This is a genomic window from Streptomyces sp. BK022, from assembly GCF_004217355.1.
Lineage (GTDB): Bacteria > Actinomycetota > Actinomycetes > Streptomycetales > Streptomycetaceae > Streptomyces > Streptomyces griseoluteus.
The window spans coordinates 783,415-808,276 of the sequence record NZ_SHKU01000004.1 but is presented as its reverse complement, the minus strand read 5'-3'; the positions used below and the strand labels follow the sequence as shown (position 1 = coordinate 808,276).

Sequence of the window (24,862 nt, the reverse complement as noted above, 5' to 3'; positions counted from 1 at the left end):
TTTCCTCAGGTCGTGCTCGCGGTACGGCGCTGGACCAGCACGGCGGCGACGATGATCGCGCCCTTGGCGATCTGCTGGACGTCGCTCTGCAGGTTGTTCAGGGCGAAGATGTCGGTGATCGTGGTGAAGATCAGCACTCCCAGCACCGAGCCGGTGATGGTGCCCCGGCCGCCGCTGAGCAGGGTGCCGCCGATGATGGCGGCGGCGATGGCGTCGAGTTCGTAGAGGTTGCCGTTGGTGTTCTGGCCCGAGCCGGCCAGGACGATCAGCAGGAAGGCCGCGATGCCGCAGCACAGGCCGGAGAGCAGGTAGAGGTAGAGGCGCTGGCGGCGGACGTCGATGCCGGCCAGCCGGGCCGCCTCCGCGTTGCCGCCGACCGCGACGGTGCGGCGGCCGAAGGTGGTCCGGTTCAGCACGAGCCAGCCGATGACGGTGACGACGGCGAAGACCAGGACCAGCGGCGGGATGCCGAGGACGTAGGCGTCCCGCTCGCCGAGACTGAGGACGGAGTCGACGGTGACGATCTGGGTGCGTCCGTCGGTGATCTGGAGGGCGAGTCCGCGTGCCGAGGCGAGCATGGCCAGGGTGGCGATGAAGGGGACCATGGCGCCGTAGGCGACGAGGAGGCCGTTGACCAGGCCGCAGCCCACGCCGACGGCGAGCGCCGTGAAGAGGATGCCCGCGAACCCGTACTCCTGGGTCGCCACCGTGGTCGCCCACACCGAGGCGAGGGCGACGATCGCGCCGACCGACAGGTCGATGCCGCCGGAGGTGATGACGAAGGTCATGCCCACGGTGACGACACCGATCACGGACGCCTGGGTGAGGACGAGTTGCAGGTTGCGGGTGTCGAGGAACTCGTCCGGCTTGGTTACCCCGCCGATCACGATCAGGACGGCGAGGACGCCGAGCAGGGAGAGGGTGCGGACGTCGGCGCGGGCAGCGAGCGTGCGCCAGGCGGGGGGCCGCGCGGCCGCGGGCGCCTTGCCGCTGTCGTACCGGGGCGGGGAGACGGGCTGCGTCATGACGCCGGGCTTCCTTCCATGACGAGGTCGAGTACGCGGTGCTCGTCGAGTTCGCGGGCGGGTGCCTCGTGGACGACGTGGCCCTCCCGGAGCACCAGGACACGGTCGGCCAGGCCGAGGACCTCGGGGACCTCGCTGGAGACCAGCAGTACGGCGAGGCCCTCGTCGGCGAGCCGGCGGACCACCGCGTACAGCTCGGCGCGGGCGCCGACGTCCACGCCGCGGGTGGGCTCGTCCAGCAGCAGCACCCGGCAGCCGCGCAGCAGCCAGCGGGCGAGGACGGCCTTCTGCTGGTTGCCGCCGGAGAGGGTGCGGACGGGGACGGCCGGGTTGTCCGGGCGCAACGACAGCTCGCGGGTCGCGGCACGCGCGGCGCCCAGTTCGGCACGCCGGTCGATCCAGCCGGCGCGGGCGAAGCGGGAGAGGGTGGACACCGAGACGTTGCGGGTGACGGACTCCAGCATGAGCAGGGCCTGCGCCTTGCGTTCCTCGGGGGCAAGCCCGATCCCGGCGCGTACGGCGGCGCGTACGCTGCCGGGCCGGACCGGCCGGCCGCCGACCAGGACGTGCCCGGCGTCGGGCTTGCGGGCGCCGTAGACCGTCTCCAGGATCTCCGAGCGGCCGGAGCCGACGAGCCCGGCGACGCCGACGATCTCGCCCGGCCGCACCACGAGGTCGAGCGGGTCGAACTCACCGCCGCGGGCGAGGCCCCGCACCTCCAGCGCCGGTTCGCCGAGCGCAGGTTCGGCTGGACGCGGAGGGAAGACGTACTCCACGTCGCGGCCCGTCATCAGGGTGACGACCTCGCGGGTCGGCGTGGTCCTGGCGGGCAGCCCGCGGGCCACCGCCCGCCCGTCCTTCAGTACGGTCACGCGGTCGCCGATGCGGCGGATCTCGTCCAGCCGGTGCGAGATGTACACGACCGCGACTCCCTCGGCGGTGAGTCCGGTGACCACGCGGAAGAGGTTGTCGACCTCGTCGGGGTCGAGGGCGGCGGACGGCTCGTCCATCACGATGAGGCGTACGTCGTGGGACAACGCCCGCGCCATGGAGACGATCTGCTGCTGTGCCGCCGACAACTCCCCTACCAGGCGCCCCGGTTCGATCTCGGAGTGCCCGAGTCGCCGCAGCAGCGCGGCCGTCGAGGTGCGTGCGGCGCGCCGCCGTAGGACGAAGCCCGCCCTGGTGGGTTCGTGGCCCAGGTGGATGTTCTCGGCGACCGACAGGTGCTCCACCAGGTCGAGTTCCTGGTAGATGGTGGCGATGCCGAGGCGCATCGCGGCCAGGGGCGAGCGGAGGGTGACGGGGTCGCCGCGCCACTGGATGGTTCCGGTGTCGGGCTGATGGGCGCCGGCGAGGACCTTGATGAGGGTGGACTTGCCCGCGCCGTTCTGGCCGAGCAGGCAGTGCACCTCGCCCTCCTGCACGTCGAGGTCGACACCGTCCAGTGCCCGGACGCCGGGGAACGCCTTGGTGATGCCGGTCATGCTGAGCAGGGGTGGTTCGGGTGCCATGTGGATTCCCCTCGGCGGGCGTGCGGGCCTGTTTCAGGGCGGTACGCCGGTGGACGGGGCGGACCGGGGCAGAGCTGAGCGGTGCGGTGGCGCTGTTTCCTGCGGGCCGTCCGGCGGGGTGCCGGGCGGCGTGGTCACGCGGGGGAGAACAGGTGGTCGCTGATGAGACGGGCGCCGCCGATGACTCCGGCGTTCTGGCCCAGCTCACCGAGGACGATGGGCAGGTTGCCGGTCGCGAGCGGCAGCGACTGGCGGTAGACCTGGGTGCGGATCGCGGCGAGCAGGGTGTGGCCGAGGCCGGTCACCCCGCCGCCGATCACCACGAGAGAGGGGTTGAAGAAGCTGACCAGGCCCGCGATGACCTGGCCGGTGCGGGTGCCGCCCTCCCGGATGAGGTCGAGCGAGACGGTGTCGCCGGCGGCGGCCGCGGCCGCGATGTCGACGGCGCTCAGGGTGCCGTGCGTCTCCAGGCGGGAGGCGAGTTCGGCCGAGAGCCCCTGACCGGCCGCCTCCATGGCGTCGCGGGCGAGCGCCGCGCCGCTGAAGTGGGCCTCCAGGCAGCCCCGGTTGCCGCAGGCGCAGGCGCGGCCGTCGGGTACGGCCTGGATGTGTCCGATGTCGCCCGCGCTGCCCGTCGCCCCCCGGTAGACCTCGCCGCCGACGACGATGCCGCAGCCGATGCCGGTGCCGATCTTGACGCAGAGGAAGTCGGCTGCCGTGCGGGCGACGCCCGCGTGCTGCTCCCCCATGGCCATCAGGTTCACGTCGTTGTCGACCATGACGGGGCAGCCGAGTTCCTGGCTGAGCGCCTCCCGCACGGGGAAGCCGTCCCAGCCCGGCATGATCGGCGGGGCGACCGGCACCCCCTCCGGGAAGCGGACGGGGCCCGGTACGCCGATGCCGGCGCCGTCGAACCCCTCCACGAGCCCGGAGGAGCGGAGCTTGGCCGCCATGGCGAGGACGTGCTCGAAGACCGCGACCGGGCCCTCGCGTACATCCATGGGCTGGTTGAGGTGCCCCAGCACTTCGAGTTCGGCGTTGGTGACGGCGACGTCGACCGAGGTCGCGCCGATGTCGATGCCGAGGAAGCGCAGGTTCGGCGCGAGCCGCAGATTGTGGGAACGGCGCCCGCCGCGCGAGGCGGCGAGTCCGTCGGCCACGATGAGGCCGGTCTGCAGGAGCCGGTCCACCTCCACGGCCAGCTTGGACCGGGACAGTTCGATCTGGTCGCCGAGCTGGGCGCGGGAGTGGGGACCCTTGTCGCGCAGCATGCGGAGCAGCCGGGCCTGGTGGGCGTTGGCGGGTCGTGCCGTCATGCGTCTCACGAGTCCCTCCCCGCCTCGGTACCGGCCGTCCGTCGCGTTCTTTCGGGGGGAACGTAGCAGCGGCTGCCGGGGCTGGGAAGAAGTAGCGCGGAAATTCGTGCTCACTTTCTCCACTCACAGGACAAAGACTCGGGGGGCGTCAGTGGGCTTGGTGCGCGGCGGTGTGGTGTCCGGTGTGGCCCGGTACGGTGCCGTCGGGCTTCGCCACCAGGAACAGTCCGGCCATCCCCATGTCGGAGTGGCTCTGGACGTGGCAGTGGTACATCCAGGCGCCCGCGCCTACGTGTTCGCCCGCGACGACCTGGAAGCCGAAGGAGTCGGCGGGCCCGGTGATCTTGTTGTCGACGATCCGGCTGGGATCGTCGGGACCGGTCAGCAGGCCCGTGCGGTTGTCGGCCCAGCGGTGACCGTGCAGGTGGAAGGTGTGGTAGTACTCGCCGTGCGTGATCATGATGATCTCGACGCGCTCGCCCACCGTGGCCTCGAAGTCCGGGGTCTCTCCCGCCGTCCTGTTGTTGATCGTCATGTCGTTGAAGACGATCGTGAACTGCTTGTCCGGCAGGAGGTCGCCCTTCCGGCGTACGACGACGGGGCCGTACAGGCCCTTGCGAATGCCGCCGGTTCCGTGGTCGGTGCCCACGACGTGGTCGTGGTAGTGCCAGTAACCGGCGCTGCCCGGCTGCCAGGTGCCGTCCTTGCGGCGGCCGGGGGCGTGGGTGCGCCAGGTGTAGGTGCGGGTACCGCCGGACTCGACATGACTGCCCGTCATCCGGGTGCCGTCGTTGGCGATGTCGTAGTCGACGCCGTGGACGTGCAGGCTGGCGTCGGCGTCGGTGAGGTTCTCGAACTCGATGTGCAGGGTGTCGCCCTCGACCAGCTCGATGAGCGGTCCCGGCACCGTCGCCTTGCCCTTCTCGAGGCCGTAGCCGAGCTGTCCGCCCGGCAGCTTCTCGGCGTAGAGCTTGAGGTGGCGCACCTGGCCGCCTGCCGGAGCGGTGGGCGGTGAGGGTTCCGCGGCCGAGGGGGCGGAGGCCACCGACAACGTTGCCGTACCGGTGGCGGCGACCACACCGCCGGCGAGCAGTCGTCGTCCGAAAGTCCTTCTGTCCAGAGCCATACCGGTCTCTCCAGTCCTGTGCGGGGTGCTGTGAGGAGACGGGCGGGGGCGGGCCCCCGGGGACGGCCACGGTAGAGGCGCCCCTCGCGTTTATCCACACCCAGGACAAAGTTGGTGAGATTCCGTCCATAGCTATTGGCGGGCCGGTGAAAGACGTCTAGCTTCTGGCGCTGTTGCTGAGACCACGGAGGGTGGGTGACCCATGCAGAGCGCACCACATCACCGGTCGAGATCCCGGCGGGCGGCGGCGGCGGCCCTGGCGGCCGGAGCCCTGGCGGCATCCCTGCTGAGCGGCGGCACCGCGGCCACGGCCAGTCCGTTCCCGGAGCCGAAGGCGTCGGCGCTGCCGTCGCCGCCGGGCGGCAGACACGTCAAAGTGCTCGTCTTCCACGCCTCGGCCACCGAGGAGTCACCGACCGTCGACGCCGGTATCGAGGCGATCGAGTCCATCGGTCTGACCGGGCCCGAGGATCAGCGTTTCCAGACCGTGGCGACGGACGACGCCTCGGTCTTCACCAACGACAAGCGGCTGGGCACCTTCAACGCGGTGGTGTTCCTGACCGGTGGCGGGGATGTACTCGATCCCGAGCAGGAGGCGGGTCTGGAGGCGTATCTGAAGGCCGGCGGCGGCTTCCTCGGCATCCATGACGCGGCGCGGACGGAGCCGTACTCCGACTGGTTCACCGGTCTGATCGGCGCCCGTCCCGCGAGCGGGAGCCCCGCCGCCGTACAGCGGGCCACGGTGGAGGTCCCGGACCGGAGTCATCCGGCCACCAAGGGGCTGCCGCTGGAGTGGAAGCGGCCCGACAAGTGGTTCAACTGGGCGAGCAACCCGACCGGCAAGGTGCACACCGTCGCCAAGGTCCGGGAGAGCAGTTATCGGCCGGGCACCGGGGCCAACGGGGCCGACCACCCGGTCTCCTGGTGCCGGGACTACTCCGGCGGCCGGTCCTTCTACACGGGCATGGGCGGCACGGTGGAGTCGTTCGCGGAGACCGACTTCCGCGACCATCTTCGGGGCGCCCTGCTGTGGACCACCCGGCTCTCGCGCGCCGACTGCAAGGCCACGATCGACGCCAACTACTCGGCGGTGCGCGTCACTCAGCCGAACCAGCCCGGCCAGCAGGACCAGATCGGCGAGCCGCACGGACTGGTCGTGGCGCCCGACGGACGGGTGCTGTACATCGGCCGGGGCGGCGGCACCAACGGGGGGCCGGTCGTCACCGACTGGAACGACCCCGACATCGGCAAGGGCATAGGACAGATCCACGTCTACGACCCCGCCACGAAGAAGGTCACGCTCGCGGGCGCCCTCACCGTCTTCGGCAACAAGGGCGGCGGCGACGAACTGGTCAAGGTCGAGGAGGGGTTGCTCGGCATCGAGCTGGACCCCGGCTTCGAGTCCAACGGCTGGGTGTACCTGCACTACACCCCGCACTCCGGCCTCGACCGCGACAAGCAGGTGGCCGAACGCCGCGTCTCCCGCTTCACGCTGGACCGCGCCACCAACAAGCTCGACCTGTCCTCCGAGAAGGTCCTCCTCAAGTGGCCCGTACAGGTCCACAGTTGCTGTCACGCGGGCGGCGGGATGGCCTGGGACTCCAAGGGCAACCTCTACATCGCCACCGGTGACAACAACTCCTCCGGATTCAGCGACGGTTACTCCGGCAACAACCCGCAGCCGAACTACAAGGGCCTCTCCTTCGCCGACGCCCGCCGCACCGCGGGCAACACTCACAACCTCAACGGCAAGATCCTGCGCGTCCACCCGGAGCCGGACGGCACGTACACGCTGCCCGAGGGCAACCTCTTCACCGGCAAGGAGCAGGACGAGGGCGGCGGCAAGACCCGGGGCGAGATCTACGTGATGGGTGTGCGGAACCCGGCGCGGATCTCCGTCGACAAGAAGACCGACATCCTCTACGCGGGCTGGGTCGGCCCCGACGCGGGTGCGCCGAGCACCACCTGGGGTCCGGCGAAGTACGACACGTTCGCCGCGATCACCAAGGCGGGCAACCACGGCTGGCCGTTCTGCATGGGCAACAAGCAGCCCTACCGCGACCGCAATCTGCCGGACCCGGCCAAGCCGCTGGGCTGGTACGACTGCGACGCCCCGAAGAACGAGTCGCCGAACAACGACGGCCTGGTGAACCTGCCGCCCGTCACCGGCAACACCATCTGGTACTCGCCGCAGGGAGGCGCCCCCGACTTCCCGCGCGACGCGGCGGGCGTGCCCAGCTACAGGAACGAGGAGGCCACCTACCTCCTGCCGTGGCTGAAGGGAGGCGGCCAGGCCACCATGGACGGCCCGGTCTACCGCTACGACGCGGCGAAGGCAGGCGCCGGCGCGTGGCCCGCGTACTGGGACGGCAAGTGGTTCGTCGGTGACTTCTACGACGCGGACAACCCGCGCCACGCGGTGCTCACCGACCCGAAGACGGTCGGCAAGGGCGGCCTGCCCGTCACGGCCGAGTCGCTGAAGAAGATCATCCCGGTCGGGCAGGGCGGCATACGCAACCTGATGGACTGGAAGTTCGCCCCGGACGGTTCGCTCTACGTCCTCGACTACGGCCGCGGCTTCTTCACCTCCGACTCCCAGTCCGCGCTGTGGCGCGTGACGTACACCGGCGGCGCGGCCACGCCCGCCGCGAAGGATCTGGCCAGGAAGGCGGCACAGTGAGACATCGACCTCTGCGCCTGTACACCGCGCTGCTGGGCGCGCTGCTGCTGATGCTGGGGCTCACCTCGACGGCCGCGTACGGACGGGACGGCGACCGCGCGGCGGCGGCCCAGGTCCTGACCTGGACGGCGAGCTCCCGCACCGACCGGTACGCGAGCTTCCCGACGACGGCGGTGGCCGGCGCGGCGACCCTCGTCTTCGAGAACAGCGCCGCGACCGGCAACGACATCGGCATGCCGCACACCCTGACGTTCGACGTGTCGGACCCCGAGTACAACCACGACGTGCCGGTGAACATCCTGGCCAACCCCGGTGACGACAGCGGCGGCAAGCACACCGTCGACGTCACCCTGACGCCCGGCCGTTACCGCTACTTCTGCAGCATCCCCGGCCACGGCCAGATGCAGGGCATCCTCACGGTGACCGAGCCCGGCGGCGAGGACACCACGGCGCCGACCGCCTCGGCCAAGGTCGAGGGGCAGAGGAACGCCGACGGCGCCTACGTCGGCTCGGCCACGGTCACCGTCTCCGCGTCGGACGACGCGTCCGGCGTGAGGTCGGTCGAGTACGCGGTCGGCGCCGACGGTCCGTGGCAGGCGTACACCGCGCCGGTGGTCGTCGACCAGGTCGGCTCGCACACCGTGCGCTACCGCGCCACCGACCAGGCGGGCAACGTGGCCGCCGAGCAGTCCGTGACCTTCGGCGTGGTCGCCCCGCCGACGGACGACACGACCGCGCCGGAGACCTCCGCGACGGTGAGCGGCGAGAAGGACGCCGACGGCGACTACCTGACCATGGCCACGGTGACCGTGACCGCCTCGGACACCGGTTCCGGCGTCAACACCATCGAGTACGCGCTCGGGGCGGACGGCGCCTGGCAGCCGTACACCGCGCCGGTGATGGTGCACGCGGCCGGCTCGCACACCGTGCGCTACCGGGCGACCGACAAGGCGGGGAACGCGGCGGCCGAGAAGTCCGTGAGCTTCAAGGTCGTGGCCCCGCCCGCCGAGGACACGACCCCGCCGGAGACCTCGGCGACCCTGAGCGGCACGCGGAACTCGAACGGCGCGTACGTCACCAGCGCCAAGGTCACCGTCAACGCGTCGGACTCCGCGTCCGGGGTGGCCCGGGTCGAGTACTCCCTGGACCAGGGCCCGTACCTGGCGTACTCGGCGCCCGTGGTCGTGGACCGGCTCGGCTTCCACACGGTGGCGTACCGGGCGACGGACAAGGCGGGGAACACCTCTGCCGCGAAGAGCGTCACCTTCACGGTCGCGCAGGGCGGTGGCGTCCCGGCGCCGAACTGTCCCGAGTACGACGAGCGGCTGACCGTCATCGTCGGCACGGTCGACACCGGTGTGCCGAACCGGATGACCCGCAGCCGGTGCACGATCAACGAGCTGATCGAGGACGAGAAGGACTGGTCGTCGCAGGCGCTGTTCCTCAAGCATGTCGACGGCGTGCTCGACGGGCTCCTCGCGGACGGTCTGATCGACCAGCGCGAGTTCAACAAGATCACCAAGGCGGCCAAGCAGTCGAAGATCGGCAAGCCCGGCCGGACAGCGGGCTATCGCGATCTGTTCGACGGCACGCAGGCGTCCCTGTCCAAGTGGGAGCAGGTCGGCGGCGGGCAGTTCGCCCTGACCGGCGACGGCGCCATCACGAGCAGCACGACCGTGCCGGGTATGGGCATGCTGTGGTTCCCGGAGCACAAGTACGGCGACTTCTCGCTCAAGCTCCGCTTCCGCGACGACGCTCCGGGCACGGGCAACGCCAACGGCGGGGTGTTCATCCGGTTCCCGAACGTGCACAACCACCCGGAGGAGTCCCGGCCCGAGTGGGTCGCCATCAACTACGGGCATGAGATCCAGATCCTGGACAGCCCGACGGGCGACATGTACAAGACGGGTTCGGTCTACGGCTTCGACCGGGTGGGCCTGGGCGGCGCGGGAGTCACCCCCAAGGGCACCTGGAACGACTACGAGATCCGCGCGGAGGGCCAGCACTTCACGATCCTGCGCAACGGTGCCGTCATCAACGAGTTCGACAACGTCGGCGGACAGGTCTTCACCCCGCCCCGCGACGGTGACCCCGGCACCGACGGCCGGCGCTATGCGACCGGGTACATCGGGCTCCAGGTGCACAGCACGTCGGACGTGATCTCGTACCGCGACATCCGGATCCAGGAGTTGTAGGCGGCGGGACCGTGGGGCCCTCACCGCTTCGGCGGTGGGGGCTTTCCCCGGCTGCCGGCCGGCTTCTCCGAACGTGCGGCAACTCGCCTGTGACCTCTCGGTGTTGACGGTCACGGGCTGGTCAAGCCGTTCCCGCGCGTTGGCCGCATGTTCACCGCCCTCCCCTGACGCGTCCCGGCGGGAGGGGCGGAGAGTGAGGGACGGCCCGGCTTCCCGGCCGGGCGGACCGATACTCCGCCGGAGCGCCCACCGCGCTCAAGAAGGGACGACCATGGCCGAGTTGACCCGCCGTAGAGTCCTGGGATCGGCCGCGGGCGCGCTGGGTGGCGCCGCGGCTCTGTCCCTGCTGCCGCCGAGCGTCCAGAAGGCCGTCGCCGCCGGGCCGCCCAGGCGCGGTTCGCTGCGCGACATCGAGCACGTGGTCCTGCTGATGCAGGAGAACCGGTCGTTCGACCACTACTTCGGCACCCTGTCCGGGGTCCGGGGCTTCGCCGACCCGCACGCCCTCAAGCTGGACAACGGGCGCAGCGTGTTCTACCAGCCCGACGCGGTGAACCCCAAGGGCTACCTGCTGCCCTTCCACCTCGACACCCACTCCTCCAGCGCCCAGGCCATCCCGTCCACCAGCCATTCCTGGTCCGTGCAGCACCAGGCGTGGAACAACGGCAGGATGGATCAGTGGCTCCCCGCCCACCGCGCGGCCGACGGCGTCAACGGCCCGTATGTGATGGGCTACTACACGCGCGAGGACATCCCGTTCCAGTTCGCGCTCGCCGAGACCTTCACCATCTGCGACAACTACTTCTGCTCGGTGTTCGGCCCGACCTGGCCCAACCGGCTGATGTGGATGACCGGTTCGATCGACCCCGGCGGCACGAAGGGCGGCCCGGTCCTGAAGAACTCGGCGCCCAAGCCGTACCAGTGGACCACCTACGCCGAGCGGCTCCAGGCGGCCGGCGTGAGCTGGAAGGTGTACCAGCAGGACGACGACTACGGCTGCAACATGCTGGAGCAGTTCGCCCCGTTCAAGAACGCCGCGCCCGGCTCGGAGCTGTACGAGCGCGGGGTGCGTCCGCAGCCCGAGGGCACCTTCGAGGACGACGCCCGCAACGACCGGCTCCCGGCGGTTTCCTGGATCATGCCGACCGGCCACCAGTCGGAGCACCCGGACTATCTCCCGGCGGCCGGCGCGGACTTCGTGGCCTCGAAGATCGAGGCGATCGCGTCCAACCCGAAGGTGTGGCGCAAGACCGCGTTCATCCTCAACTACGACGAGAACGACGGCCTGTTCGACCACGTGCCGCCGCCGGTGCCGCCCGCGGGAACGCCGGACGAGTTCGTGCAGGGGTTGCCCATCGGCGGTGGTTTCCGGGTGCCGGCGATCGTGATCTCGCCCTGGACCGTGGGGGGCTGGGTCGCCACGGAAGCCTTCGACCACACCTCGGCACTGCAGTTCCTGGAGCGCTTCACCGGGGTGGAGGAGCCCAACATCAGCGACTGGCGCCGTTCCGCCTTCGGCGATTTCACCAGCGCCTTCCGCTTCCGCTCCGGCCGCCCGCACGCACCGCGCCTGCCGGACGACACGGCGGAGCAGCTCGAGAAGGCGCAGGAGGAGGTGGCCACGCTGCCGAAGCCGACGCTGCCGGGCGCGGACCAGACCTTCCCGCACCAGGAACACGGGCGCCGGCCGCACGTGTGAGCCGCCCGGGCGGAGGCCGTCCGCGGCTGAGCCGTCCGGGCAGGTGCCGTCCGCGGCACCGGCTCCGTCAGTGCACCGGCCGCTCCCCCAGCGACGCACCGGGGGGGCACGCGTCGACCCCTCGGCCGCCTCAGTACCGGACCGACTCCGTGAGCCGCCGCAAAGACGCCCGACCCGGTGGGCCCCAGGTCGGTTTGCCGCCGGGGCGGCCCTCGTCGCCCGCGTGGCCGATGTGGAGGCCCGCCAGGGCGCGGAGGACGGCCCAGCCGCGGGCGCGGCGGAGGGTGGCGGGGTCCGGGGCCGGGAGGTAGGCGGCGTGGAAGCGGTCGACGGCGCCGTCCGGGAGGAGGATCCAGGCGGAGGCGAGGTCGAAGGCGGGGTCGCCGGCGAAGAGGTCGCCGAAGTCGATGACGCCGGAGAAGGTGCCGTCGCGGGTGAGGACGTTGGCGGGGTGCAGGTCGCCGTGGAGCCAGAGGCGGGGGCCGGTCCAGGCGGGGGCGGCGGCCGCGTCCTCCCAGACGGCGCGGACGGCGTCGGGGTTCTCGACGAGGCCGAGCTCGGTGGCCCGGGCGAGCGAGCCCGTGAAGGCTTCCGCGAAGCCGGCCAGCCGGCCCCCTCGGTCCCGGCCCACCGGGGCCTGTTCGGGGGCGCGGCGGTGAAAGGCGGTCAGGAAGGCGGCGAGAGTGTCGGCCGCTTCGTCGGGGCGGGTCGCGGGGGCGCGGTCGGCGGGCTCACCGGGTACCCAGGTGGTGACGAGCCAGGGTCTCGGGAAGCGGTCGGAGGGTTCACCGAGGCGCTGCGGTACGGGGATCGGCAGGGGCAGGCCCTCGGCGAGGAGCGGCAGCCAGGCGTGCTCCTTGCGCAGCAGCGCGTCCGCCGACTCGGTGGCCCAGGGCAGGCGGACGGCGAGGTCGTCCCCGAGCCGCCACACCTGGTTGTCCCAGCCGAGCGCGCCGAGCTTCAGGGGGCGTTCCGCCAGGTCGGGGTGCTGCTCGCGCAGCAGATCCCGGATCAGGTCCGCCGTGATGTCCGTCCCGGTGACTGTCATGGGGAGCCACGTTAGCGCCTGGGGCGCGTCTTCCGGATCTTGCCGGAGTCGCGGGGCGCACCTCCGCGGCGGCCTTGTCGTCGGTCCTCGGCTCCCCCCTCGCGTCGGCGCCCTCGGCCGAGAAGGCGCCGTCGGACGAGGGCGGCCTGACCGGGACGAAGGGCCTTAGCCCGGATGCCGGTCCGGGATGCGCGCCCCGGCGGTCCCGCCCCAGGATGCTGATCATGCGGAACTCCACTGACACCCCGTCCTGTCCCCGTTACCCGCGGCACGGTGGTGCCCGGCATGCCATATCCGCGGTGGCCCTCTGCGGTGTGCTGCTGGCGGTGACCACGGCCTGCGGAGACCCGGGCACGAAGGCCCGCTCCGGCGGCGCGGCGGGCAACGGCAACCCGGCCGTGTCCGGCTCCTCCCGCCCGGCGACCGCCGGCGGCGTCCCCGGTGTCGGGGAGCGGATGGGCCGGCAGATCCCGGACGACACCCGGCAACTGGTGGTGGTCTACGGCGACGACCGGGACTCGGCCGAGGGCACGGCCGTGCTGTACGAGAAGCAGGGCGCGCAGTGGAAGCAGTCCGCGAGCTGGCCCTCGCACAACGGCCGCCGGGGCTGGACGACGGACCACCGGCTCGACGACGAACGCAGCCCCGTGGGCGTCTTCTCCCTCACCGACGCCGGAGGCACGCTGCGCAGCCCCGGCACGAAACTGCCGTACTGGTACGACGACCACGCCTACGCGGCGTCGGTGGCCGACCCGGACGACGAGGCGCACGCGCACGACTTCGACTACGTCATCGCCATCAACTACAACCGGCTCAAGGGCACCCCGCCCTACGACTGGAGCCGGCCCGAGGGTGTGGAGAAGGGCGGCGGCATCTGGCTGCACCTGGACCACGGTGACGGCACGTCGGCCTGTGTGACCGTCCCGGAGGCCGGCATCAAGACCCTCCTGGGCACCCTCGACCCCGCCGGCCACCCGATGGTGGTGATGGGCGACCGCGACCGCCTCAAGGCCTGAGCGAACCCCATCCGTCACACCCGTATCGGCCGTGGCGATTCGGCCATGGCCGGGCGGAGCCCCGGCGCGGTGAGTTCCACGACGCGTTTCCAGGGCTCCCGGAACGACGGCGGTCGATGCGGACTCCGCTGCGGCCGAAACACGTGTGTTCGATATGACGCTCCCTCTCGTTGACCCCGGTGCCGCACCTTCACCGGCTTCCGCAACCTGAGGAGACGCGCAGTTGAGCACCTCCACCCGTACCGTCCCACCACCCGCACCGGCTGAGATCAACTACTCCGGGCACTACTCCGTCAACCCGCTGGGCGACGCGAGCTTCCGCGGCCTGTGTGCCCAACTCCCCCGTGTGCTGGGCCGGATCACCGCCATGGCGTGGGCGATCGACCGCCGTGCCGTCCTGCTGCTGCTCGCCTGCCAGGTGGCGACCGGGGTGTCGGCCGCCGTCCTGCTCACCGCCACGGCCCGGGCCATGACCCCGCTGCTCGGGGCGGGCGCGATGGCGGACCGGTTGCGTGCGGCCCTCCCCGCGCTGGTCGTCGTCGCCTGCGCGAGCGCCACGGCCCGGACCGCGCTGGCCGTCGCGCGCTATGCCGAGCGCCGGATCACGCCCCGGCTGACGACCGCCACGGACACCGCTCTGGTCGAGGCCGTCTGCCGGGTGGAGGCGGCCGCCTGCGCGGTGGACGGCTTCTCGGACCGGCAGGAAGCCGCCGAGATGGGCGTGACCCGTACGCAGGTCATGGTGATGGACGCCCAGCGGTTCACGTCGGCCCTGATCAGGATGGTCACGGCGGGCGCGGTCGTCACCGTGCTGAACCCGCTGGTGCTGCCGCTGCTCCTGCTCGCCGTCGCCCCGGCCGCCGTCGGCGCGGTCCTCACCGCACGGGTGGACTACGACATCCACTACGCCAACATCGCGGACCGCAACGTCCGTGGCATGACCCGCTGGTGGGCGACGACCCCGAAGTACGGCGACGAGGTCCGCGCCAACGGCATGACCGACTACCTCCTCTACTGGTACCGGGCCCTGTCCGAGCGGGTCGACCGGCGCACCCTCGCCGCCGCCCCGAGGACGCTGCGGATCGCCCTGTCCTCCTCCTTCGCCGGGGGCGTGTTCCTCACCGCCACCTGGGGGATGCTCGCGTGGCTCGCCGTCACCGGCCGGGTGGCGCCGGCCGTCGCCGCCACCGCCGTGGTCGCGGTGCAGACCACGCTGTCCGCGCTCTCCCAACTGGTCGTGGAGGGCGCGGCCGTCTTCCACACCAGCCTCTACCTCGGCGACATGCAGGCGTTCTTCGACCACGCCGCCGAGCGTGCGCCCAGGCGCGGGGGCGCGGCCGTCGAGGCGCCGGTGGAGGAGATCCGGCTGGAGGAGGTCGGTTACCGGTATCCGGGCAAGGACCGCCCCGCCGTGGAAGGGGTCTCCCTGACGCTGCGGCGCGGCGAGATCCTGGCGGTCGTGGGGGTGAACGGCTCCGGCAAGAGCACCCTGACCCGGCTGATCACCGGCATCTACCTGGCGGACAAGGGCCGGGTGAGGTGGAACGGCACAGATCTCGCGGGCGCCGATCCGGCGAGCGTCTGGGACAACACGGGTCTGGTGCCGCAGATCTTCGCGCAGTGGCCTCTGCGGGTCCGGGAGAACATCACCCTCGGCCAGCCCCGCAGCCATGACGACGGCCCGGTGTGGGACGCGGTGGAGGCCGTCGGGATGCGCGATGCGGTGGAGGAACTGCCCGCCGGGCTGGACACGCTGCTCGCCCGCGAGATCTTCGGCGGCACCGAGCTGTCCGGGGGCCAGTGGCAGCGGCTCGCCTGTTCCCGCGCGTTGTACCGCCGTCCGCCGCTGCTGATCCTGGACGAGCCCACGTCCCAGATGGACCCGCACGGCGAGCACGCCATCTTCGAGCACATCAAGGCGATCTCCGCCGACCGGATCACCATCGTCATCACCCACCGTCTGGAGAACACCCGGATCGCGGACCGGATCGTCGTCATGGACCACGGCCGGATCACCGAGCAGGGCACGTACGACGATCTCGTGCACGCGGGCGGCACCTTCGCCGACCTGCTGCGGCTGTCGCAGGACCGCTGAGCGCCTCGGCGCGGGTCCCCGGCCGGAATGGGGGAACGCGTCAGGCGGAACGGAAGGGAACGGGCCCGCCGCGCCGAACGGGCGGGCCCGGCACAGGCAGGAGCGCGCGGTGCGGACCGTGCGGTGAGGAGGCGACATGGGTGGCGACGGCAACAGCGCCTTGGGCCACGAGAAGTTCAAGCGGTCCAAGAGCCGTTTCACGGACCGGATCACCGCCGACGGCCGGGACGGTCGGCCGGTCGAGTCAGGGCGGTACCGGCTGGTGGTCTCGCGGGCCTGCCCGTGGGCGAGCCGGGCGGTGATCTCGCGCCGGCTGCTCGGGCTGGAGCGGGCGCTGCCCATGGCGGTCGCCGATCCCCTTCAGGACGACCGGAGCTGGCGGTTCACCCTGGACCCCGGCGGCCGGGACCCGGTGCTCGGCATCCGGTACCTGGCCGAGGCGTACGAGAAGCGGGAACCCGGCGCGCCCGGCGGGGTGAGTGTGCCCGCGATCGTCGACGTGCCGAGCGGCGAGCTGGTCACCAACGACTACCAGCAGCTCACCCTCGACCTGGCCACCGAGTGGACGGCCCTCCAGCGCGAGGGCGCACCGGACCTGTACCCGGAGCACCTGCGGGACGAGATCGACGAGGTGATGGCGGAGGTCTACGAAGACGTCAACAACGGGGTCTACCGGGCCGGGTTCGCCTCGGAGCAGAAGGAGTACGAGGAGGCGTGCGCCGGGGTGTTCCGGCGGCTGGAGGCGCTGGCGGAGCGGCTGGCGGGGCAGCGCTATCTCGTCGGGGACACGATCACCGAGGCGGACATCCGGCTGTTCACCACGCTGGTCCGCTTCGACCCGGTGTACCACGGGCACTTCAAGTGCAATCTGTGGAAGCTGACGGAGAACCCGGTGCTGTGGGCGTACGCGCGGGACCTGTTCCAGACGCCGGGGTTCGGGGACACGGTCGACTTCGACCACATCAAACGGCACTACTACCAGGTCCACTCCGGCATCAATCCGACCGGGATCGTGCCGCTCGGCCCGGACCTCGCCGGCTGGCTGAGCCCGCACCACCGCGAGGAGTTGGGCGGCCGGCCGTTCGGTGCCGGCACCGCGCCGGGACCCGTGGCGCCGCACGAGCGGGTGGGGCCCCGAGGTCTGCCTGCATGAGGCGGGCGTGACGAGGAAGAAGCGTGACATGGCGAAGAACAAGACGAAGAAGAAACTCTCGCTCACCTACAAGCCGGTCGGCTTCGTGATGAGCTGGGCCGGCGGCGCCCTGGCCGGACTGGCCTTCCGTAAGGCGTGGATGGCCATACGGCACGAGGAGGACGCGCCCGACGCGCTGGACCGCGACCGCGGCTGGGGCGAGGTGCTGCTCGCGGCGGCCGTGCAGGGCGCGATCTTCGCGGTGGTGCGCAGCGCCGTGGACCGTACGGGGGCCAAGGCCATCGAGCGGTCGACGGGTGTGTGGCCGGTGGCCGAGAAGGGCGGCCGGGACTGAGCACACGAGGACCGGGGGTGGCGGGCCGATGCGATGCCCGCCGCCCCCGGTCCTCGTCCGTGCTCAGCCCTGCTTGGGTGCGGTCGGCGGGGCGAGCCGCACCGTGAAGGAGTGTCCCGACGGGTCGGAGTAGCTGCGCTCCTCGTGCGGACCCACCGCGTCCCGTGTCTCCAGGGGGCGGCCGCCCAGCGAGACGATGCGCCGCTCGGCCGCGTCCAGGTCGTCCACCATGAACTCGAGGTGTGCCTGGAGCGAGTTCTCCGGGCGGGGCCAGCTCGGGGGCGTGGCGTTCACATCGCGGCGGAAGGCGATGCGGAAGCCGTCCGCACCCCGGATCTGCACCAGGTTGGCGGAGGCGACGGTCTGTTCGCCGTCCAGGAACTCCTCGTAGAACGCGGCCAGTTTCTCCGGCTCGGCACAGTCGAGCACCACCACGCCCGCTTTGACCAGCGTCATGCTTCCTCCCAAAAGTCGCCTCCCCCTGCGACTGTCCCGGCCGGCCCGATTCAGTCGGCGTTCCCGGGCGGCTCGGTTGCGGACGGCTCAGTCCGCGAGGTCGACGAGGAACTTCCGGGGCGGGCAGAAGAAGGTGACGCCGGTGACCGCCCGTGAGTAGTCGAGGATGCGGTCGTGCAGGGGCGGCGGGTCCCCGATGAACATGCGCTCCAGCATCTTCTCGGTGACCCACAGGTGCCGGGAGTAGCCGATGAAGTAGGTGCCGTACTCGCCCTTGCCGGGGGTGGCGAACGGCATGTTGTCGCGGAGGATGTCGTGCTCGCCCTCGGCGTCCTGGATGGTGCACAGGGTCTTGTGCGACTTCTGCCCCTCGGTCGCGTCGGGGAGTTCGATGTTGTCGAACTTCGTACGGCCGATGATCTGTTCCTGCGTCTCGGTGGTCTGGGCGCGCCAGTCCTTGAGGTCGTGCAGGTACTTCTGGATGACGACGTAGCTGCCGCCCGTGTATGCCGGGTCCTCCTCGCCGACCAGGGTGGCCGCCGGCAGGGACAGGCCGATCGGATTGGCGGTGCCGTCCACGAATTCCAGGAGGTCGCGGCCGTTGTAGTAACGGAATCCGGTGACATCGTCCACGGCCGTCACGGAATCACCGAAAGCCTCCAGGAGGATCTTCTCGAATTCCACGACGAGATCAACCGAATCGGCGCGGATGTGGTAAAGCAGATCGCCTTCGGTGGCCACCGCCGTGTGCTGGGCGCCCCGGATCTCCTGGAAGGGCTTGAGTTCCTTCGGCAGCGGTTTGCGGGTCAGCGGTTCCCAGGCGTGGTGCGAGATTCCGAGATTGCAGGTGAAGATCCCGGTGTTCACCTGGATCTTGATGTCCTTGATCAGGTCCTCGATGCTCGCCACGACCGACCGCGCCTTGTCCATGGCCTCGTCGCCGCTGTTGATGGTCAGCACCAGGAAGGCGGCCGCGGCGGTCATCGGCGCGTCGATGTACTGCGGCTCGGTCTTCAGGTCGTGCTTGGCGACGGCGCTGTGATCCATGGCCTCTCCCGGTGGGCGGCCCGCGGGGTGCTGCGGGCAGGGCGGTGCGATACAGGCGGAATCCGGCCCGTCCAGCATCCGACACCGAGGGGCGGCCCGCCACCGGCGGCGGTACCGGAAAGGTCCGCCAAACAGGTGATCCCATATGGCCCGCGCACCTGCGGCTGCCCAGAAATCACGGGCCTGGCGGGGCCTTTCCGGCCCACGGGTTGATCGATTCGAAGTGGCAGCCTTACCGCGCCGGGCCGACACTGAGTCAGCAGTTCGTGATCAGAGAAGAGCACGTGGCCGAGCAAGCGATCCAGACGTTCTCGCAGGAGATCACATGGTGGAACAGTCCTCGGACGTCCATATAGAAGGAACGGACGACGAAATCCTCGTGGGGCGGCCCGTTGACGGTGGCCCGGCGGTGAGCCAGACCGAAGCGCGGCTGGCGGATGTGCTGGCCGACGTCATGGGTATGGAGAACGTTCCGGCCGATGCGCACTTCTTCGAGATTCTCGGTGCCAATTCCCTGGTCATGGCGCAATTCTGCGCGCGGGCCCGGAAGCGGGAGGATCTGCCCTCCCCATCCATGAAGGACATCTACCGGTACCCCACGATCCACGCCCTGGCGGCGGGTCTCACAGCGACCTCGGCGGCCCCCGCTCCCGCCGCTCCGGTGATGCCCCCGGAGCCGGCGCGTCGGGCGAGCGGGCTTTCCCACACCCTCTGCGGCACGGCCCAACTGCTGATCTTCCTCGGATACTCACTGGTCGCCGGATTCGCCACCGCCGGCGGTTACGAATGGGTGGCCACCAGTTCGGGCGTGTGGGACGTGTACCTGCGGTCCCTGGTCTTCGGCGGAGTCGGCTTCGTGGCCCTGTGCGCGTTCCCGGTCGTCGCCAAGTGGGTGCTCGTCGGGCGCTGGAAACCGGGTGAGTTCCCGGTCTGGGGCCTCGCCTACCTGCGCTTCTGGGTCGTCAAGGCACTGCTGCACGCCAATCCGATGATCCTGTTCATCGGGAACCCGCTGTACGTCTTCTACCTGCGGGCCCTGGGCGCCCGGATCGGCAAGGGCGTCACGATCCTCTCCCACTCGGTACCGGTCTGCACGGACCTGCTGACGATCGGCTCCGGCACGGTTATCCGCAAGGACTCCTTCTTCCTCGGCTACCGCGCGCACGCCGGGTACATCCAGACCGGCCGGATCAGCATCGGCCGGGACGTGTACATCGGGGAGAAGACCGTCCTGGACATCGACACCGCCATGGGCGACGGCGCCCAGCTCGGGCACTCCTCGTCGCTGCACCGCGGCCAGTCCGTCCCGGCCGGCGAACACCAGCACGGCTCACCCGCGCAGACCACCGACATCGACTACCTGCGGGTCGCGCCCGCCCGCTGCGGCACCGGCCGCCGGGCCTGGTTCGCGCTGGCCTCGCTGCTCCAGTTGTTCCTTGTGTACATCCCGCTCGGGGTGGGCGGGATATACATCCTGTTCAACGCGGTGCCGGCGGTCCGCCGCCGGCTCGACCCCGAGACGGCGCTCCCGCTGGGCGAGTTGGTGACCGACGCGTTCGTGCTCTCCCTGGTGCTGTTCGCCGGCTTCGTCGTCCTGGGCCTCGCCCTGCTGTGCACCCTGCCGCGCCTGCTGCACCTGGTGGTGCCGCCGGACCGGGTGTTCCCGCTCTACGGCTTCCGGTACGCGGTGCACCGGGCGACCGCGCGGATGACGAACATCAAGTTCTTCGCCTGGCTCTTCGGCGACAGCTCGTACATCGTGCACTATCTGCGCGGCATCGGATACGACCTCTCGCACGTGGAGCAGACCGGGTCGAACTTCGGCACCGAGATGCAGCACGAGAACCCGCTGCTGGTCACGGTGGGCAGCGGCACGATGGTGGCCGACGGGCTCTCCGTCATCAACGCGGACTACTCGGCCACGTCGTTCCGGGTGTCGCGCGCGACGATCGGGGCGCACAACTTCCTCGGCAACAACATCGCCTACCCCATCGGCGGCCGGACCGGGGAGAACTGCCTGCTGGCGACGAAGGTGATGGTGCCGCTCGACGGGGAGGTCCGCCAGGGTGTCGGGCTCCTCGGATCGCCGTGCTTCGAGATCCCGAGGTCGGTGGAGCGTGACAGCCGGTTCGACAAGTTCAGGTCCGGTGACGCGCTGCGACAGAGCCTCGCCGGGAAGAACCGTTACAACCTGCGCTCGATGGCCTTCATGCTGTTCGTGCGCTGGCTGCACGTCCTCGGGCTCACCCTGCTGGGCCTGGCCACGGTGGAGCTGTACGGCGTGCTCGGGCACGTGGTCATCGCCACCTACATGGCGCTGACGCTGGTCCTCACCACGCTCTACTACGTGCTGCTGGAGCGCTGCCTCACCCGCTTCCGCCGGCTCCGCCCCATGCTGTGCTCCATCTACGATCCGGCCTTCTGGGCCCAGGAGCGCCTGTGGAAGGTGCCGGACCGGCATCTGAACATCTACAACGGCACCCCCTTCAAGGCCCTCGTCTGGCGCCTGACGGGTGTCCGCGTCGGCCGCAGGGTGTTCGACGACGGCTGCTACATGACGGATCGCACGCTCGCCGTGATCGGCGACGACTGCACTCTGAACGCCGGCAGCAAGGTCCAGTGCCACTCGCAGGAGGACGGCACGTTCAAGTCCGACATCAGCACGCTCGGCGCGGGCTGCACCCTCGGCGTCGGCTCGCATGTGCACTACGGCGTGACCATGGGCGACGGCGCGCGGCTGGCGCCCGACTCCTTCCTCATGAAGGGCGAGGAGGTCCCCGCGCACGCGCGCTGGGGCGGCAACCCCGCCGTGGAGATGCCGGAGGCGGCGGTGCTGCCCGCCGGTACCGGCCGCAGGACCCCACCGTCCGTCGACAGCGCCGCCGCGGCGTCCGTGAAGTGAGGGAGCATCCGATGGGAACGCGTGAGCAGGCGGACCGGGAGTTCTGGAGCGGCGTGCTGACCGCCGGCGGATTCACCGCGGTACCGCGCTGGGCGCAGGTGCCTGTCTCCGGTACGGCCGAGTGCGGGGTGCCGTTGCCCGAGTCCTTGGACGACCTGGCCCGACGGCTGGACGTGCCGGTGGGCGCGCTGCTGCTGGCGGCCCACGCCAAGGTGCTTGCCGCCCTCACCGGCGAGCAGGACGTGGTGACGGGGTACGCCGTCGACGCCGAGCCTCTGCCGTGCCGCATCACCGTCTCCCCCGGCACCTGGCGCGCGCTCGCCGGAGCCACCCACCGCGCGGAGTCGCGGGTGCGGGCGCACCGGCCCGTCGACCTCTCGGCCCTGCGCCGCGAACTGGGCCTGACGGACGAGGCGTTCGAGGTGACGTGCGGCCCCGAGGACATCCCCCTCTCCGGCGCCCGTGTCCTGCACGTGCACTGGTCCGAGGCCGAGGGGCGCCTGGTCCTCCGGTACCGCACGGACGTCCTGGACGCCCGGAGCGCGGGCCGTGTCGCCGGGTACCACCTGCGGGCGCTGGCGCTGATGGCGGCCGACCCGGACGCCGAGCACACGCACCAGAGCCTGCTGTCGGCAGAGGAGCGGCACGAGCAGTTGGCGGAGCTGGCCGGTCCCGAGCGGGAGCTGCCGGACGCGCGCGCCCACGAACTGTTCGAGCGGCGCGTACGGCGGCACCCGGACACCGTCGCGGCGGTGCACGGCGACCGGCGGTGGACGTACGGCGAGCTGAACCGCCGGGCCAACCGGCTGGCGCGGGCGCTGGTGGCGCGCGGGCTGGGCCGGGAGGACGTGGTGGCCGTGGTCACCGAGCGGAACCTCGACTGGCTGGCCGCCACGCTGGCCGTGTTCAAGGCGGGCGGCGCCTATCTGCCGATCGAGCCGCACTTCCCGCCCGGCCGCATCGCGGCGACCCTCTCGCGGGCCGGGTGCCGGCTGGTGCTGACCGAGTCGGGCAGCACGGGCACGCTCGACGAGGCGCTGGCCGAGGTGCCCGGCGCCGAGCGGCTGCTCGTCGGTGACGCGTACGCGGAGGAGCACGCCGAGGACGACCTCGGCGTGCCGGTGGAGCCGGGTCAGCTGGCCTACATCTACTTCACCTCCGGCTCCACGGGCGAGCCGAAGGGCGCGATGTGCGAGCACGCGGGGATGCTCAACCATCTCTTCGCCAAGATCGACGACCTGGGTGTCGGCGAGGACGGGGTGGTGGCGCAGACGGCGCCGCAGTGCTTCGACATCTCGCTGTGGCAGCTCGTCTCCGCGCTGCTGGTGGGCGGCCGGACCCTGCTGGTGGAGCAGGACGTGCTCCTGGACGTGGAGCGGTTCGCCGACACGCTCGTCGGCAACCGGGTCCGGGTCACCCAGCTCGTGCCCTCCTATCTGGAGGTCCTGGTCTCCTACCTGGAGCAGCACCCGCGCGACTTCCCGGACCTGCGCTTCGTGTCCGTGACCGGCGAGGCGCTCAAACCGGAGCTGGTGCAGCGCTGGTTCGCCGTACAGCCGGGCATCGAGCTGGTCAACGCCTATGGCCTGACCGAGACGTCGGACGACACCAACCACGAGATCATCGACGGGCCCTGCGACCGCGTCCTGCTGGGGCGTGCGGTGAACAACGTCCGCGTCCTGGTCGTGGACGAGCGTCTGGAGCTGGTGCCGCTGGGCGCACCGGGCCTGATCGCCTTCTCCGGCGTCTGCGTGGGCCGGGGCTATGTCAACGACCCCGAGCGCACCCGTGAGGCGTACCTGGAGGACCCCTACCGGCCGGGTGAGCGGCTCTACCTGGGCGGTGACTGGGGGCGCTGGCACCCCGGCGGCAAGCTGGAGTTCCTGGGGCGCCGGGACAACCAGGTCAAGATCCGGGGCTTCCGCATCGAGATCGGCGAGATCGAGAACGCGCTGCTGCGGGTGTCCGGGGTGCGGGACGGTGCGGTGGTCGTGGCCGAACGGGCCGGACAGGGCCAGCAGTTGGCCGCGTTCTACGCGGGGCGCGAACGGTCCGCGGACGAGCTGCGGGACGCGCTGGGCGCGGGGCTGCCCGCCTACATGGTCCCCGCCGCCTTCCACTGGCAGTCGGCGCTCCCGCTGACCGCCAACGGCAAGATCGACCGCAAGGCGCTCACCCGGCTGGCCGAGCAGAGCACACCGGCTACGCGCGACGACGCCGGGGACCGTGCGCCGCGCACCCCGGCCGAACGCAGGCTCGCGGCCGCCTGGGCCGGACTGCTGGGCATCCCCGAGGACCGGATCGGCCGTACGGACCACTTCTTCGACTCCGGCGGCACCTCCCTGACGGCGGTGAAGCTGACGATCGCGCTGGACCGCGCGGTGTCCCTGAAGGACATCACCCGCCAGCCGGTCCTCGCCGATCTGGCCGCCCTGCTGGACGGCGCGGCCGGGCCGGACGGGGAGCTGCTCCAGCCCCTGGCGGAGGGCGACGGAACGCCGGAGTGCGCGCTGGTGTGCTTCCCGTACGCGGGCGGCAACGCGGTCAACTTCCAGCCGATGGCGAGCGCGCTGGCGGGCGGTGGGATGCCGGTGTTCGCGGTGGAGCTGCCCGGGCACGACCTGGCCGGGCGGCAGGAGCCGTTCGCTTCGGTCGCCGAGGTGGCGGAGCGGGTCGCGGCGGAGATCACCGCCCGCGGACTGACCCGGGTCATGCTGTGGGGTCACTCGTCCGGCGCCGCGGCGGCCGTGGAGACCGCCCGGCGGCTCCAGGAGCTCGGGGTGGAGGTGGCGCGGCTGTTCCTGGGCGCGCAACTGCTGGGCACGGCCGCCGAACGGCACGCCGCCGTGGCGGCGCTGGCGGTCCGCGGTGACGCCGAGATCGCCGCGCGGCTCGCCGAGGAAGGTGGTTATGTCGAGCTGGCGGAGCTGACCGCCCGGCACGCGGAGCGCGTCGGCGCCGCCTACCGCCACGACTGTCTCTCCGCGCACCGGTACTTCTCGGAGGCCCTGGAGAATCCGCCGGCGGTGCGGCTGTCGGCGCCGGTGTCGGTGGTGGTGGCGGCCGACGACCCGCACACGGCCGGGTACACCGAGGCCCACCGGGACTGGCTGCTGCTGGCCGGCCACGTCGACCTGCACGAACTTCCCGACGGCGGGCACTACTTCCCGCGCCTGCGCCCCACCGAGGCGGCCAAGGCCGTACTGACCGCCGTGGAGCCGCTGGCCTCCTCCTCCTGACCTTCCCCCCTCAGCCC

General features: G+C 71.3%; 16 protein-coding genes. 9 read left to right on the top strand and 7 right to left on the bottom strand.

The features are described 5' to 3' along the window. Window positions 1-5 precede the first annotated feature (5 nt). From EV284_RS20475 to EV284_RS20460, 4 genes are all read right to left on the bottom strand, one after another. Window positions 6-1,025, bottom strand: a complete 1,020-nt coding sequence (locus EV284_RS20475; protein ID WP_130336162.1) for an ABC transporter permease — start codon at window positions 1,023-1,025, stop codon at window positions 6-8. After that, window positions 1,022-2,539: a sugar ABC transporter ATP-binding protein gene (locus EV284_RS20470; protein ID WP_130336160.1), complete on the bottom strand. Its 1,518-nt coding sequence runs from the start codon at window positions 2,537-2,539 to the stop codon at window positions 1,022-1,024. Before EV284_RS20470 ends, EV284_RS20475 begins: the two co-directional genes overlap by 4 nt. A 134-nt stretch (window positions 2,540-2,673) precedes the next feature. Further along, window positions 2,674-3,855 carry an ROK family transcriptional regulator gene (locus EV284_RS20465; protein WP_130336158.1) on the bottom strand — a complete coding sequence of 394 codons (1,182 nt, stop codon included), beginning with the start codon at window positions 3,853-3,855 and terminating at the stop codon, window positions 2,674-2,676. A gap of 148 nt (window positions 3,856-4,003) precedes the next feature. Continuing rightward, window positions 4,004-4,975, bottom strand: coding sequence for a multicopper oxidase domain-containing protein (locus EV284_RS20460; protein WP_130336524.1), 972 nt, complete (start codon window positions 4,973-4,975; stop codon window positions 4,004-4,006). Window positions 4,976-5,183: 208 nt separating this feature from the next. On the opposite strand from EV284_RS20460, the gene EV284_RS20455 reads away from it, so the two are divergent. The 3 genes from EV284_RS20455 (at window position 5,184) to EV284_RS20445 (ending at window position 11,555) form a co-directional block, all read left to right on the top strand. Further along, a complete protein-coding gene (locus EV284_RS20455; protein ID WP_207229083.1) occupies window positions 5,184-7,661 on the top strand; it encodes a ThuA domain-containing protein in 2,478 nt (825 codons plus the stop codon). Window positions 7,662-7,711: 50 nt separating this feature from the next. Continuing rightward, on the top strand, window positions 7,712-9,856 hold the full coding sequence (locus tag EV284_RS20450; RefSeq protein WP_242625766.1) for a family 16 glycoside hydrolase: 2,145 nt from the start codon (window positions 7,712-7,714) through the stop codon (window positions 9,854-9,856). Window positions 9,857-10,127: 271 nt separating this feature from the next. Continuing rightward, complete coding sequence (locus tag EV284_RS20445; RefSeq protein WP_130336154.1) at window positions 10,128-11,555, top strand: alkaline phosphatase family protein; 1,428 nt, start codon at window positions 10,128-10,130, stop codon at window positions 11,553-11,555. A 130-nt stretch (window positions 11,556-11,685) separates the two neighbouring features. Here EV284_RS20445 and EV284_RS20440 read toward each other — a convergent pair whose 3' ends face one another. After that, a complete protein-coding gene (locus tag EV284_RS20440; RefSeq protein WP_130336152.1) occupies window positions 11,686-12,603 on the bottom strand; it encodes an aminoglycoside phosphotransferase family protein in 918 nt (305 codons plus the stop codon). Window positions 12,604-12,902: 299 nt separating this feature from the next. Here EV284_RS20440 and EV284_RS20435 point away from each other — a divergent pair, with 299 nt between their 5' ends. The 4 genes from EV284_RS20435 (at window position 12,903) to EV284_RS20420 (ending at window position 17,201) form a co-directional block, all read left to right on the top strand. Then, on the top strand, window positions 12,903-13,619 hold the full coding sequence (locus tag EV284_RS20435; protein ID WP_347402198.1) for a hypothetical protein: 717 nt from the start codon (window positions 12,903-12,905) through the stop codon (window positions 13,617-13,619). A gap of 367 nt (window positions 13,620-13,986) precedes the next feature. Beyond that, the gene (locus EV284_RS20430; RefSeq protein ID WP_242625765.1) at window positions 13,987-15,714 is read left to right on the top strand and encodes an ATP-binding cassette domain-containing protein; all 1,728 of its coding nucleotides are present in this window, start codon (window positions 13,987-13,989) and stop codon (window positions 15,712-15,714) included. Between the two features lie 136 nt (window positions 15,715-15,850). Continuing rightward, window positions 15,851-16,867 carry a glutathione S-transferase C-terminal domain-containing protein gene (locus EV284_RS20425; RefSeq protein ID WP_130336146.1) on the top strand — a complete coding sequence of 339 codons (1,017 nt, stop codon included), beginning with the start codon at window positions 15,851-15,853 and terminating at the stop codon, window positions 16,865-16,867. 28 nt (window positions 16,868-16,895) lie between these two features. After that, on the top strand, window positions 16,896-17,201 hold the full coding sequence (locus EV284_RS20420) for a DUF4235 domain-containing protein (RefSeq protein WP_031183373.1): 306 nt from the start codon (window positions 16,896-16,898) through the stop codon (window positions 17,199-17,201). Between the two features lie 63 nt (window positions 17,202-17,264). Here EV284_RS20420 and EV284_RS20415 read toward each other — a convergent pair whose 3' ends face one another. Together EV284_RS20415 and EV284_RS20410 are read right to left on the bottom strand one after the other, a co-directional pair. Further along, entirely contained in the window at window positions 17,265-17,657 is a 393-nt protein-coding gene (locus EV284_RS20415; protein WP_130336144.1) for a VOC family protein, read from the bottom strand. Window positions 17,658-17,744: 87 nt separating this feature from the next. Then, a complete protein-coding gene (locus EV284_RS20410; RefSeq protein ID WP_130336142.1) occupies window positions 17,745-18,704 on the bottom strand; it encodes a Dyp-type peroxidase in 960 nt (319 codons plus the stop codon). A gap of 325 nt (window positions 18,705-19,029) precedes the next feature. Here EV284_RS20410 and EV284_RS20405 point away from each other — a divergent pair, with 325 nt between their 5' ends. Both EV284_RS20405 and EV284_RS20400 read left to right on the top strand, forming a co-directional pair. Further along, window positions 19,030-21,606 carry a Pls/PosA family non-ribosomal peptide synthetase gene (locus tag EV284_RS20405; protein ID WP_130336140.1) on the top strand — a complete coding sequence of 859 codons (2,577 nt, stop codon included), beginning with the start codon at window positions 19,030-19,032 and terminating at the stop codon, window positions 21,604-21,606. Between the two features lie 11 nt (window positions 21,607-21,617). Further along, window positions 21,618-24,845 carry an amino acid adenylation domain-containing protein gene (locus EV284_RS20400; RefSeq protein WP_130336138.1) on the top strand — a complete coding sequence of 1,076 codons (3,228 nt, stop codon included), beginning with the start codon at window positions 21,618-21,620 and terminating at the stop codon, window positions 24,843-24,845. Window positions 24,846-24,862 lie beyond the last annotated feature (17 nt).